This is a genomic window from Amphritea sp. (assembly GCF_016744155.1).
Lineage (GTDB): Bacteria > Pseudomonadota > Gammaproteobacteria > Pseudomonadales > Balneatricaceae > Amphritea.
Map to the genome: position 1 here is coordinate 22686 of NZ_JADGEW010000002.1, position 14648 is coordinate 37333.

The 14648-nt window shown below is 44.8% G+C and carries 9 protein-coding genes; 7 read left to right on the forward strand and 2 right to left on the reverse strand.

Features of this window, described 5'->3' with window-relative positions:
• Positions 1-39 precede the first annotated feature (39 nt).
• Positions 40-447: a sodium-dependent bicarbonate transport family permease gene (locus tag QZZ54_RS19170; protein ID WP_366645006.1), complete on the reverse strand. Its 408-nt coding sequence runs from the start codon at positions 445-447 to the stop codon at positions 40-42.
• A 15-nt stretch (positions 448-462) separates the two neighbouring features.
• The gene (locus QZZ54_RS02800; protein WP_290698267.1) at positions 463-654 is read right to left on the reverse strand and encodes a hypothetical protein; all 192 of its coding nucleotides are present in this window, start codon (positions 652-654) and stop codon (positions 463-465) included.
• A 134-nt stretch (positions 655-788) separates the two neighbouring features.
• Between QZZ54_RS02800 and QZZ54_RS02805 the strand changes: the two genes are divergently transcribed.
• The 7 genes from QZZ54_RS02805 (at position 789) to QZZ54_RS02835 (ending at position 14631) form a co-directional block, all read left to right on the forward strand.
• Positions 789-1721: a LysR family transcriptional regulator gene (locus tag QZZ54_RS02805; RefSeq protein WP_290698269.1), complete on the forward strand. Its 933-nt coding sequence runs from the start codon at positions 789-791 to the stop codon at positions 1719-1721.
• 168 nt (positions 1722-1889) lie between these two features.
• Entirely contained in the window at positions 1890-2957 is a 1068-nt protein-coding gene (locus tag QZZ54_RS02810) for a GGDEF domain-containing protein (protein ID WP_290698272.1), read from the forward strand.
• Between the two features lie 19 nt (positions 2958-2976).
• Entirely contained in the window at positions 2977-4254 is a 1278-nt protein-coding gene (locus tag QZZ54_RS02815) for an efflux RND transporter periplasmic adaptor subunit (RefSeq protein ID WP_290698275.1), read from the forward strand.
• Positions 4251-6398 (forward strand): hypothetical protein, encoded by a 2148-nt coding sequence (locus QZZ54_RS02820; protein ID WP_290698278.1) that lies wholly within the window; start codon positions 4251-4253, stop codon positions 6396-6398. The genes QZZ54_RS02815 and QZZ54_RS02820 overlap by 4 nt, the downstream gene beginning before the upstream one ends.
• A 31-nt stretch (positions 6399-6429) precedes the next feature.
• On the forward strand, positions 6430-7872 hold the full coding sequence (locus QZZ54_RS02825) for an efflux RND transporter periplasmic adaptor subunit (RefSeq protein ID WP_290698281.1): 1443 nt from the start codon (positions 6430-6432) through the stop codon (positions 7870-7872).
• 76 nt (positions 7873-7948) lie between these two features.
• Entirely contained in the window at positions 7949-11752 is a 3804-nt protein-coding gene (locus QZZ54_RS02830; protein ID WP_290698284.1) for a DUF4347 domain-containing protein, read from the forward strand.
• Positions 11749-14631, forward strand: a complete 2883-nt coding sequence (locus QZZ54_RS02835; protein ID WP_290698287.1) for a response regulator — start codon at positions 11749-11751, stop codon at positions 14629-14631. The genes QZZ54_RS02830 and QZZ54_RS02835 overlap by 4 nt, the downstream gene beginning before the upstream one ends.
• Positions 14632-14648 lie beyond the last annotated feature (17 nt).

Below are 14648 nucleotides of genomic sequence, written 5' to 3' on the forward strand. Positions count from 1 at the left end.
AATTAGAATGTTTTCAATATAGTTGATTTTCAATATCTTTCATCTGCTGCGGTAACGTTTAGGGGTGCGCATTATTATGCCTATTAAGGTGTCCGGTCTTTCAGCGTGGGCGAAGTGCTTTCTTATACCAGTTAAACTGAATGTTTCTGCTAATTGATAATCTTCTGGTAGGTATGCTGAGCCTAGAGGTTTAGTGTACCCAAGTAACCGATCATCTCTGTTTTTCCAAGTCCCAGGTTCGTGATGGGCCGCTACAGAGGCGGCATCAACCTGTAATAGATTGCCGATACGGTGTAAAAGCGGGAAGGCAATAAAAGATAAAACCGCACCGAAGGACAGTATTGGTATGGGTCGCCAAATTAGATCTGGAGTACCGTATTCAGCGAGTGTGATAACGCACTTCAGACCGATAGCCAGCGTAAGAAAAATGCGACAATTACATCTAATTGCATCGGGTACTCGTTATGAGGATATGTAGGAGATAACAACTGCCGCTAAGCGATCGTTGAGGTGGCATAAACCCAGTGAACAGGGGGTTAATATTACAGCAACATAAAAAATTTCCCCGCCAGGTAGGCCGTTCACTATCAGGTCAATACCGGCAACAAGAATCAAAGCGATAGATACCAACTCACAATAGAGTGCTTTAGACATTGGGCCATCCAGGCTGTGGTCCTGTTGTTGCTTAAGTTACTTGCTTAAAAAATTATATTGCCTGAGCTTATTAATAGATAAAAATCGACATTATCTATATTGTGCATAGATAAATATCTATATGAGATTCATCTATGGCCAGACTGCACGCACGCATCGGAACGCTAAGGCAGCTTGAAATTTTATTAGCGGTCTATCAACAGGGATCAATTACAGCGGCTTCTAATATTCTTCATTTGACTCAACCAACTGTTTCAATGCAGCTGAAGAAGTTGGCAGATGATGTGGGTATGCCGCTATATAACAACATAGGACGAAAGCAGGTTTTTACTGAGGCAGGTCTTGCCGTTGTCTCCTCCGCTAGAGAGGTTTTTGCTTGTTTCGACCGTCTGGAAATGAACCTGGCAGATCAGCAGGGGTTGAAAACAGGTACCCTGAAACTGGCTGTTGTAACTACAGCTAAGTATTTTATCCCTCATCTGTTAGGTGACTTTCTTAAGCTTTATCCCGAAATTGATGTGGAGTTTAAAGTAGGTAACAGACAACAAATTATTAACCGAATGGAGACGGGAGAGGATGACTTTTATGTCTTCAGTCATCCACCGGAAAATCGCGATCTGGTTCTTCATCAGTTTGCACCTAATCCGCTGGTCGCTATTGTGCCGATGGATCACATACTCGCCAGAGAGAAGGATGTATCACTGGAACGCTTCGCCCGAGAACCATTCCTAATAAGGGAAACCGGCTCAGGCACTCGACATGCTATTCAGAATCATTTGAACAGTCGGGGCGTTAGCTTGAATGTACGTATGACTATCGAGAGTAATGAGGCGATCAGGCATGCGGTTATGTCAGGGTTAGGTGTCTCTATTATTTCGGAACATACCTTTGCGTTTGGTGGCACTAACGGCCTGACTAAATTGGCAGTACAAGGGTTGCCTATTACTACTCAGTGGTTTTTAGTCCGTTTGCAGGCAAAGCAGATGTCAGTTATTGCGCGTACGTTCTTAGAGTACGTTGAAAACGAGGGGCGCTCGAGTTTGCTTGCTATGATAAAAGATTCATAACCACTCTATAGCTGTGGATCTGTTACTTAAGAGAGCTTTTCTAATAATCAATTTAGGTTTTATCTGCTTTTACAGAATAAAAAGAGAAAGAGTGCTGCAGCCTCTCTGCAATTCAATCATATTGACGTATAGTCTTATTTTGACACTAGCGGAAGAAGTAAATCTCGCATGGGGAAAAACAAACCTAACCCTTATTTTGATGACAGCTACGAGAAGGCTGGAGCAAATCTAAGGCTGGCTTTATCTGTTTTAGCTGAGCACAAATTGCCCAGCTCGCCGGTCAATTATCGTCTTGCTTATGATCTTATTGATGGAAGAAGCAAATCTTTAAATGATGAATTTAAGGCTGTTCTCTCTGCCCCGGATACGGATCTAAATGATGGACTCTGGGCTCTGTATCGAAAGTTTTACATTCAGGATGAAGAAGCTCTTGAGCTTATTAGGTCAGAGCTTGAGGGAATCGTGTCAGGTGTTGTCAATGAGTGCGGGGCCGCGAATGGAGATCTCCAGGGGTATTCAGAAAGGTTAAGCTCTTTGGCGGATCTAATGAGCTCAGATGCAAAGTCAGAGCTGACTTTGGCTACTGTCCGGAAAACCATTGAAGAGACCCGTGAGGTTGCTGAGTCTCAACAGCATCTGGGTAACCAGCTGACTGATGTACTTAAAGAAGTGCGTGAGATCCGCAAAGTTATTAATCAGGTTAGAGATGAATCTCATATAGACTCGTTAACCGGTGTATCCAATCGTCGTGCTTTTGATCTTGCCCTGGATAGCTCTATAGATAAGTCAGTTGAGCATAAAGAACCGCTCTGTCTACTGCTGTGTGATATCGATTCTTTTAAGCGGTTCAATGATACTTATGGCCACCTTATAGGCGATAAAGTGTTGCAGTATGTCGCGAAACAATTAAAAAAGTCTATCAAAGGCAGAGACTTTGTTTGCCGGTTTGGAGGCGAAGAATTTGCTATTATTTTACCGCAAACTCCCTTGAAAAATGCTGAAATTGTTGCTGAACAGCTTCGGCTTCTCGTGTCGAAAAGTCGGCTGCGCAAAGCCAATTCCGGTGATGTATATGGGCATGTAACGCTCTCTTTTGGTGTTGCTGAATTGTTGCCTGATGAAACTAGAAACGGACTGATTGAGCGTGTTGACAGGGCTTTGTACAGGGCCAAAAATAATGGCCGGAACAGAGTAGAGGTAAGTTCTGACTTTGAGATCGATAAGCGCGAGGAATAATAGTAGTCTAAACGAAGCTATGCTGAGCGATTGGCTGAACACTGTTTGCCGGATGCTTTCAGCTGTTGATAGTGCTGCTCTGTTTGCAATAGAGCATAAAAACTATGTTTTACAATGTGAGTGGCCAGCAAGCGGTTCTTTGAATGATGCTTCGCGGACAAATGCTGAGCAGCAAGTCGCTTTAGCACTGCTGGGTAACAAAACGGTCGTCAGTTACACTGATGGGACATCAGACAACCAATGTATTATTGCCCATCCCTTTGTAGTTTCTGGGGGGCAACAGTTTGTCATAGTAACAATCTTTTCTGATTCGAGCGTGAATCCACGTAATCAGATCTCGCTTTTGGAATGGGGTGTGGCATGGTTACGGTTGCTTAATCGGCAGCAAACCCCGACTCAATCTATATCGAATTCTTCTCTTATCTCACCAGAATCTGAACGTTTATCAAAAGCTGAAGCATCGAGCAGATCCTTTATTGAGATATTCAAGTCCTACCGTTTTCCTTTACTGATAACGCTGTTGTTTATTGTTCTGCTGTTTGCTCTACCTGTGGATAGAACAGTCAAGGCTCCAGTGGTTATGGAGGGTAAAATTCAACGCTCTCTGACCGTTCCAGTGGATAGTTTCATCAAAGAGGTTGTCGTTAAAGCGGGAGACCTGGTTGAACAGGGAGCACTGATGGTCTCTCTGGATGATACAGAGCTCCGGCTGAAACTTGATCAGGCTGTTAGTGATAGAACCGTGGCGGACAAAAAACACCGTCAAGCACTGGCTAAACTGGACTTTTCTGAAGCGTCACAATATGCGTTTGACCGAGATATAGCGGCTATCGATATTCGTTTGATCGAACAGCAGTTGAGCCGGTTAGCGTTGAAAGCGCCAATTACCGGGCAAGTTATCTCAGGTGATATTAATCGGGCGGCAGGCTCTGCGGTTGAGCGGGGACAGATTTTATTCGAACTTGCTCCTGTCGGTGATTATCGGGTTGTTTTGAATATCGATGAAACAGATATTCGTTATGTTGAAATCGGCCAGCAGGGCGAAGTGTTGCTCAGGGGGCTAGGTAGTCAGTTATATCCTATTGAAATAGATACGGTTTCTTCGATATTTTCTCCCGAGCAGGGGCAGCGTTACTATCACAGTGAAGCCCATCTGCTCTCAGAACCTGGGAATAAAATCAAACCAGGAATGGAAGGCTCCGCACATATTGTCACGGGTCAGCAGTCATTGGGTATAGCGCTGTTTGATCCCTTTTATCAGTGGTTCAGAGAACTACTGTGGAAATGGTGGCCATGAAGCAGGCAGAGGTTAAAACCGAATCTGAACTGTGGAATCAATTAGCAAGTGCGCGGCTGGTCTGTGCGACGGGGTTACGTTTTTCTGAACGCAAAGATAAAAGTGGCGCCTGGTGGTTGATCCAACAACAGGAGACTGACCGGCAATATCGGGTTGATCCACTAACCTACGCAATAATGCAGCGCATGGATGGCGATTTAACGCTGGTGGATATTTGGCAGTCACTGGAAGAAGATATTTCATCTGCAGATCTGGCTGTGCAAATAGCCCGGCTGATGGAATTAGGCTTTATTGGAAGTGAAAACAGCTTTCAGAGCCGCCAGATAAATGAAGATAATGGGCACAAAATTCCAGGCCGTTTTTTAAATCCCGTTAGTTTTGTCCTAATATCGTTTAATCCTGCACCTTTGCTAACGTTAATAGCTGCTGTTGGCCCTGTTATTTTTAGTAAAGTGTTTGCTGCTTTTTGGCTATTGATAATTTGTTTTGCTGCAGTACTTTGCTATCAAAATAGTGCAGAGCTTGCCAGTTACTTTGATGCAAGGGCTACTGACCCTGTTTATTTGATAGGGGTGTGGCTGGTTTATCCGGTATTAAAGCTAGCGCATGAGTTAGCTCATGGTCTGGCAGTGCGGGTGTTAGGCGGAAAAGTTAGTAAGGCGGGTATTCTGCTTCTGATCTTTATGCCTGTTCCATTTGTGGATGCATCAGAAAGCTCACATTTCTCAGACAAATATCATCGAATGCTGGTGTCGGCTGCCGGTGTTATGGCCGAGTTGTTCCTGGCTTCTCTGGGGTTGTTTTTATGGCTTTACTCAGAGCAGGCGTGGTTGCAGGATATTGGCTTTATTATCGCTCTGACCGGCTCCATATCTACCCTGATGTTTAATGCCAACCCATTACTGCGGTTTGATGGATACTACTTTTTGTCCGATTGGCTGGATATACCGAATATGGCAATGCGCTCTCAGCGCTATGTTCAATCTGTTCTTTTGCAATGGGTGTTTGGTTTACCCGTAGGATTGCAAGGGCAGACTATTCAGTCGAAAGAAAAGAGATGGCTGTTATTGTATGGCCCTGCCTCTCTCTGCTACCGATTATTTATCATTGCATTTATTGTTGATTTGGTCAGTGGGTATTTTTTCTGGCTGGGTTTGTGTATCGCTGTTTGGGCTGTCTGGCTTCAATTAGTAAAACCGCTTGTTGTTTTTTTTACGAACGCGAGTAAGCAGGCTGAGACGCTACAGCGTAAAAAAGGATATTACGGGCGAAGCGTTTTTATTCTGTTGATAAGTGCAGTAGTGATGTTTATGCCTTGGCGTACGTCAGTCGTAACGGAAGCGGTATTGATTCTGCCGGAGCAGGCAAATGTTCGTGTGACAACCGATGGTTTTGTGAAAAAGGTACTGTTTCAGTCAGGAAAACAAGTTTCATCCGGTGACAAACTACTGGTGCTAGAAAATTTTCCGCTGGTGGCTGAATCAGAAAAGCTGAAAGTTGAAATCCAGAAGGCCCGGGCAATGCATAGTGCTCAGTTAGCCGATGGAATGCACCAGGAAGCGGCCTTGCTGGATAGAATTAAGGCCCAACAGCAGGCTCAGGATCACTTAGATCTTCAAATTGATGGTCTGGAGGTAAGGGCTAATCAGGGCGGAACAGTGGTGATAGAGAACTGGCAGGATTTAATCGGTGTGTATCTGCAGCGTGGTCAGCTACTGGGATACGTCTATCAGCCAAATGAATATAGTATTCAAGCCGTGCTGGATGTAGCTCGGGCTGAAGCGGTAAGGTCTGGTTTAGTTGAGGCAGAAATCAGGTTCGCCGATGGGAATAGGGTTCGGCTGGAACCGGAACATGTGCGGGTAGTTCCGCAGGCAATATATCAATTACCCGATGCAGCCCTGGGGAGTGCGCATGGCGGGAATGTTTTAGTTGATATGCAGGACCAATCCGGGTTAAAAAACATGTATCCTATGATTCAGTTTAATATGCAACTGCCGATAATAATTAAAGAAGGGTTGAGAAATAATCGTATTCCCGCCAAGTCAGTTTTGGTCAGATTTAGTCATCTGCCTCGCAGTATTGGCAGTGACTTATTTGCTAAAGCGCGTGGGTATTGGTTTCGAAAACTATCTGAAGTGTGAGCTAACGTTTAACGGCTAAAAAGGATTGAAGTTGAGTTTACCTAAAATCTCAGTACTACCATTGCTTTGTTTTGCGTTTACTGCAATAGCAGCAGAGCCCGAGCCGAAAGAGGCTTTGCCTGCTCTGGATTGCATTATTAATCCTTCTGAAAAAATTGAGTTAGGCAGTCATTCTCCAGGAATTATAGCCGAAGTGTCCGTAAAGCGTGGTGATCGGGTTACAACGGGTCAAGTATTAGTACGCCTGGATGATCGTGTTGAACAGGCGTCTCTGTCTTTGGCTAGGGCCCGGGCGGAGATCAAGTCGGACATGGACGGGGGGCGGATTAATCTGACTTATGACCGCTATGCCAATAAACGACTCACCGACCTATATCAAACAAAAGCGGTATCTCAGCAAGATAAAGAACAGTCGGAGAGAGCTGTAAAACTCTCATCGGCTTCAGTTAAACAGGCTAAAGAGCAGGCAGGGATTCGTGAGTTGGAGCTATCGCGTGCCGAGGTTTTGTTAGATCAACGTGTGATTCGAAGTCCTTTTGATGGGGTTATCCAGAGGAATCTGAAGTTTCGGGGTGAATATGTAGATGAACAACCGGTTATTCAACTGGTATCCCTGAATCCTTTGTATATAGAAACGATGGTGCCTATTCAGTTTTTTGGGCAGTTAAAACTAAATAGTCTGGCAGAAATCTACCCCGAAGTGAGTTCAGACCAGGCAATAGAAGCGCGGATTGTTGCTATTGATCCCGTTGGGGATGTAGGTAGTAGCGCGTTTGGTGTTCAATTGGAGATGGCAAATCCTGACTATGTTATTCCTGCAGGCATTAAGTGTGATCTGAAGTTTACTGATCAGGTTGCAGAAACGAAGTCAGAAGAGGCCATAGTGGTTGATTCTGAAACTCCCCAAAAAGTCATTATTGAAGATAGTCCAATAATTGTTTCGGATGATCACTCAGCTGAATCCGTGATTGTTATCCCAGATAGCCCTGATGTTGCAAATACTGAAGTGGCAAAAGCGAAAACTACTGATGCGCAGGTTGTCATCAAGCAACCAGAACCGAAAGAACCATCCAGACAGGTCAAACTCGGCCCCTATACCGAAAAGGAATTCGAACAAGTACAGTCTCTTTTAGAGAGTGAAGGTATTCCTTTTACCTCTGAGACAGCAAACGAGAGAATCAAGGTTGGTTATATCCTTCTTCTCAAAGGTGAGAGGGATGAGCTGAAAGAAGCTGTCACCGAATTGAGACATCATGGTTTGAAAGATATTGAGTATATTAGCTATGGCGCATATGAAGGCTCTGTTTCTCTGGGAGTATTTTATAACGATGTATCTGTCAGTGAGAGAGAGTTAGCTGTATCAACTTATGGTTTTAAGCCAGAAAAGGTAGCCCGCTATCGTAGGCAGAGTCTGGTAACTGTGATTGCTGAAACGAGTAAAGGGGATAACCGCTTGGCCTCTTTGGGACTATAACTCCCAGGCTCATCAAGTGTTGATTCAGGTCTTACTCTACTGCCCGGAAATGATTCCGGCATCTAAGGGGATGTAAGTGTCTCAAAAAGTGTTGGCAGACAATTCGCATTCCAGGTTTCTCCTTGAAAAGGCTGAGCCCCGTATATTACTTTCTGCAGATCCGGTGTCCGCCGCTTTTGCAATTGCTACCGATCTATCGGATGAATCAAACACAGATACTCAGTATCATTTTGATGAGCTAGTGCCCTATCTGTCTTCAGCTGTGGATCCCCAGCTTCCATCGTCGCCATCATTCGATAATTTGGTTCTAGATAGCTCTGCGTCAGGGCTAAGTTCAGCTTCCGAGGTTCGTGAAATCATCTTCGTTGATACTCAGGTGCCTGATTATCTAAATCTTATCAGCCAGGTAGATGTTAAAGACAGTTCTACCATCATCGTTACCCTTAACTCCTCAGTAAATGGGATTGATAGTATCGGCAATGTGCTTCAAAGCTATCAAAATATTGATGCTATTCATCTGATTAGCCACGGGTCTGATGGTTCTCTTCAGCTCGGTGATACAACGCTAAACAGCGAAAGCCTGGATACATATTCTGAAAAGTTACTAGGTTGGCGAGATTATCTTAATGATGATGCGGATATTCTCATCTACGGCTGTAATCTTGCGGCCTCTGAAAGCGGTGTTAGTTTTGTTGATCAACTGGCAGAGTTGACCGGTGCTGATATAGCGGCTAGTGACGATAAGAGTGGAACAAATAGCCTGGGTGGTGATTGGGATCTGGAATACCAAAATGGACAAATTGAAACAGCTTTCGCTGTAACAGAATCTGTTGATAGCCGTTGGTCCGGAGTGCTAGATCTGATGCTTTCAACAGACGGGAGTCCAAATTCAGGTGCTACGGGCTTAGCATCATGGAATGCTTCTACTGTAATCGATTTTGCCCCTACAGCCACTGGTTACGGGGTAGATACCAGTGGTAGCTTGAGTGCGCTTTTTAATTTTACAGGTGGGGTAAATATTGATGCGCTGCATTATGTTACTGCAGACATTGGTGTAGGTACGGGTACGCCAATAGACCTGTTAGAAGGTGATCTACTGATGTCTTTGGATTCTGACAAAACCATCAGCAGTAACAATACCCTAGATGTGTTGAAAGAAGATGTTTTTGTCTTTCGTCCCGATACTGTTGGTGACTATAGTGCCGGAACCTTTTTCCTTTTATTTACTAATCCAACGGGAAAAGACCTTACCGGTATGACTCTGGTGGAAGAGTCCACGGTAGTCGGTGATACCACGTTACAAAAAGGCACCTTTCTTTTTAGTGTCTCTGGCGGTGCAGCAGCAGATTTTGGTATTAACATCTTTAAGCCCGGTGATCTTTCTCTCTCATCAACCAATGGAACCAGCGATCTGCTTATCAGTGGTAAAGATGAAATTGTTGTAGGAGAAGACCTATTTCAAGATAAGGTTATGGGTATCGAACTGATAGAGAATGATGTTTCTATCGGGGGTGAAAACCTTTCTGCAGGCACTGTATTACTGACATTTGATGGTGATGGTGGTGTTTATGCTAACAACACATTAGTTGCGGAACGTCATGATATCTATGCCCTAAATGTTTCTAAAACGACCTTGGTTAATGGTGTAACTGAGGCAACCGTTTCATTGTTTTTTGATGGGGAAGATATTCTTCTTGATGAAAATAAGGAAAGCCTAAATGCTATCACGCTGACTGACTCTCTGGGTGGTACAAATTCTCTTCCGACAGGAGGAGTAAGTATCACCGGGGTCGCGACCGAAGATAATGTACTGGCCGTTGATCTGTCTATCTTAGCGGATGCCGATGGCCTGGGAACTTTTAGTTATCAATGGCAGCGAGATGGGTCAACCATTACTGGTGCTATCACTGATAACTATATGTTAGGAGATGCTGATGTTGGGGCTCTCATCAATGTTGTTGTTAGCTATACCGATGGGGCCGGCAATCTTGAGGTCTTAAACAGTGGGGATGTTGGGCCAGTCGCTAATATTAACGATGATCCGACCGTCGATAACCCTATTGGCAATCAGACGGCCACGGAAGATAGTCTATTCATATTTAGCTTTGATGCGAATGTCTTTGGTGATCTGGATACGGGTGATACGCTGAGCTACACAGCTCAGCTGGCTGGAGGTGGAGCTCTACCCAGTTGGCTTGGCCTTATTCCGGGTACTCGTACCTTTGTAGGTTTACCGTCTAACGGAGATGTCGGCACTCTGACCATCGAAGTCATTGCTGATGATGGCAATGGTGGCACAATCGCGGTTGACAGTTTTGATCTTGTTGTTGGTAATATTAACAATGACCCAACCGTTGATAATGCCATTGCGAATCAGAGTGCGACAGAAGATAGCCTGTTCACCTATACCTTTGGGGTAAACACCTTTGGTGACGTCGATGTAGGGGACTCGCTGACCTACAGCGCGCAACTGGTTGGTGGCGCTGCGTTACCGACCTGGCTCGACTTTAATCCACTGACCCGCACCTTTGAGGGTACCCCGGTTAATGCTGATGTAGGCACGCTGAGCATTGAACTGATTGCTGTTGATGGTAACGGTGGTACACCTGCAGTTGATAATTTTGATCTTGTTGTTGGCAATACTAATGATGACCCCACCGTTGTTAATGTCATTACGAATCAGAGTGCAACAGAAGATCACCTGTTTAGTTATACCTTTGCGATAAATACCTTTGGCGATGTGGATGTCGGCGATAACCTGACCTATAGCGCACAACTGGCCGGTGGCGCTGCGTTACCGACCTGGCTCGACTTTAACCCGCTGACCCGCACCTTTGCAGGGACTCCACTTAATGCTGATGCTGGCACGCTGAGCATCGAGCTGATTGCTGATGATGGTAACGGTGGCTCACCGGCCGTCGATAGCTTTGATCTTGTTATCCATTTGAATAAGGCTCCAGATGGAAACATATTAATATTAGGCTCACCGCAGGCGGGTGAAGTATTGACCCTGGATAATTCAATTACTGATGCCGATGGCCTGGGTCCATTTAGCTATCAATGGTACCGAGACGGTTTACCTGTGCCGGGCGCTATGGCGGCAGAGTATGCTGTAACCAGTTCGGATAGTGGTAAAGCTATCTATGCCATCATTAGCTATACGGATTTGGTTGGTAATGATGAACAGGTAAAAAGTTCTACTATTAACATTGTACTACCACCGGTAGAGATTATATTTGTTAACCCCGCAGAGGATAAACCCGATGCGCTGGATGAAGGAGAAAGCACATTAGAATCTGTTTTCAGTGTGACTGAAGAACCTGTAGCTACTGAGATTATATCGGTAGCCCCTAACGCTGTGGTTGTTAAATTCAACTCTCCTCAGTTTATTGCCAGCCTTGCAGGTCAGTCCTATGAATTACCATCAACATTGAGTGAAGCGATTAAACATCAGATTTCAGTGACGCAGCTTCAATCTGTATTAAACCTTCTTGCTCAACCTATACAGCTGCAGAGTATGGGGGGCTTTATTGATGGTTTGGAAAGTTTAGAAAAGGGTGCTGATGAACAGATAGCGTTGGAAACAGCACTGATAGGGGGATCAATTGCGGTCTCTTCAGGTTTATCTGTCGGTTATGTCATTTGGCTTGCCCGGAGTGGAGTGCTTCTTAGTTCTGTTTTAACCGCATTGCCTGCCTGGCGCTTTATTGATCCTTTGCCAATATTGGCAACGCTTTCATCTGATGATGACGCAAAGAACGAGGATGATGTGGACAACGAGTCACTGGATGACATTGTAGATCATAAAAAAGAACCAGTTGAGTCAGATGATAAAGATGATTTAGACGACTCGGATAAAACAGGGAAAGAAGACATATGAGCTGGTTAAAACGCTTATTTTCGGTCCGTAGTACTACAAGCAGGATCGCTTTTGGTCAGGTTAGTATGCTGGTTAGTGTGACTTTAGTTGCCATTATTCTGGGTATACTGCCGGACTTTTTGGGTACTCGACTGAAGGATAGAGTTTCACTTGCTGAGGCGATTGCTGCTAATAGCTCTGTTTTAATTACACAAACGGATCTTATCCGTCTTGAAAGTGTTTTGGGCCTGGTTGTCGAGCGTAACGATGAACTGTTATCTGCGGGAGTTCGTCGGGCGGATAATCGTTTGGTTGTGAATATAGCTAATCATCAAAGTGATTGGCGTGATGGCCTCAACGAAGAGGCTATCGATCAGCAGATGACCGTACCAATTATCGCTGGCCGCCAACAGTGGGGAGCCTTAGAACTCCAATTTAAACCTCTTTACGGTGAAGGTGTTCTAGGTTTTTATCAACGGCCGACCGTTCAGTTTATTCTTTTTTGTGGGGTTATCCTTTACCTACTTTATTTTTTGTACCTTACCAAAATGTTAAAACAGCTCGATCCTTCTCAGGCGGTACCTGACCGTGTTCGTGCCGCATTGGATACGATGGCGGAAGGCTTGATCGTACTGGATCGAAAAGCTCAAATAGTACTGGCCAACCAGGCATTTTCGGATCTATTGAGCAGAACGTCATCTTCTCTAATGGGCTTTGAAGTGGATAAATTGCCCTGGCAACATAAGGAGAATGATTCTGCTGATGATTTTCCCTGGTTAGCTGCGATGAGTACCGGTAAGGCGGTGATGAATCAGACCGTTCGGCTGGAGCTTGAGGACGGAGTGCGCACTTTTATGGTGAACTGCTCTCCTGTATTGGCCGATAAAGGTAAAGCCGGGGGTGTACTGGTTAGCTTTGATGATATTACTCAGTTAGAAGAGCAGGAAATAGAGCTGCGCCGTTCTAAAGATGAGGCAGAGCAAGCCAACCGGGCCAAGAGTGATTTCCTGGCTAATATGAGCCATGAAATTCGTACACCTATGAATGCGATTCTTGGCTTTACTGAGGCGCTTAAGCGAGGTTACGGTAAAAACGAACAAAATAATGAGCATTACCTCAGTACCATTATGGTGAACGGCGAGCATCTCTTGAATCTGATAAACGATATTCTTGATCTGTCGAAAGTTGAAGCGGGACACCTGGATGTTGAATCTGTGGCTCTTAAGCCATACCAGATTATCAGTGAAGTAGTGCAGGTCATGAGCGTAAAAGCGGAAGAGCAGGGTATCGCGCTTACTTATAGGCCTGAGGGGAGTATTCCTGAAACAATGATGTCAGATCCTGCCCGTTTCAGGCAGATCATTACTAACCTTGTGGGTAACGCGATTAAGTTTACAGAGGCGGGTGGAGTGACTGTTCTTACCCGGATGGATGCACAGCAGAATAGATTGATAACTGAAGTCAGAGATACTGGCATCGGGATGACAGCTGAACAGGCAACGGCGGTATTTGATCCCTTTGTTCAGGCGGACAGCTCAATTACCCGTCGCTTTGGGGGTACCGGTTTGGGCTTGGCAATTAGCAAAAAATTTGCCGAGGCGATGCAGGGGGAGATATACGCGAAAAGTGAGCCGGAGAAAGGCAGCCAATTCTTTTTAGAGCTGAATATTAAGACTGAAGGCCCGGTCGCACTCATTAGTGCAGAAGAGATTGGCAAAATTAAGCAAGTAGACTCTACTCTTCTGACTCAGCGCTGGAAGTTTCCGGATGCCAATGTGCTAGTGGTTGATGACGGCATAGAAAACCGAGAATTAATCAGTTTAGTTTTGACAGAGCAAGGTATTAAAACAGATGGGGCTGCGGATGGCCTTGAAGCGTTAGAAAAGTTAGCGGTCAATCAATATGACTTGATCCTTATGGATGTACAGATGCCGCGAATGGATGGTTATACCGCAGCGCGAGAGATTCGTAAGCAAGGGATTACTTTGCCGGTGGTTGCGTTAACGGCACACGCGATGAAAGGGATTGAGCAGAAGTGTCTTGAGGCGGGATACTCTGGTTATATGAGTAAGCCGATTAACATCGATAAACTGATTCAGTTATTGGTTAAAGAGTTGGGTGCTGAACCACTGAGTGACGATTTCATTGAAGACAGGGCGTTGGATAATGGAACCGCTGGCGTTTCTTATAATTCATCTTCGTCTAACCGGTCAGCTTCAGTATTAGACTACCGTTCGCAGCTCACCCCACTTTATTCTGAATTAGGTACAGATAATCCTAAGTTTGAAAAAATTGTTGCTCGCTTTATTGAGCGGGTAAATGATGTTCATAAGCAGATACAGAGTTGTTCTACTCAGCAAGATTTCACTGCTCTTAAGGGGCATGCGCATTGGCTTAAAGGCTCTGCTGGCTCAGTTGGATTTTCAGGTCTAACAAATTTAGCTGCACAATTAGAGCAGACTGTCATGAAGCAGGAGGTTGCTGGTACTCAGGTATTAGTCTCTGCCATTGGCTTAATGATTGATCGAATCAATCTGGCTAAAGATTGTCCCGATGGGATTGTTACTATGCCGGAGCAGACAGAGCATCAATGGGTTATACCTGAAACGGTCACCTCGGAACTTGCCGGTCAGGGTGAAAGGTTTAGATCAATAGCGATTAAGTTTGTAGCTAAGCTTGACGTTCAGTTAGTACAGATGAAACATGTATTAGATAACAATGACTTTAACGCGTTAGCCGATCTTGCTCACTGGCTAAAAGGCTCGGGCGGGTCTGTAGGCTTCGCGATATTTACAGAGGTCGCATTAGCGCTTGAAAAAGCCGCACAGGCTAAGAATGTTTCTGATTGTGAATCATTGATTTCTACGATTGATGAAATATACCGACGAATAAACTTATGATCTTTCTTGTTAGATCG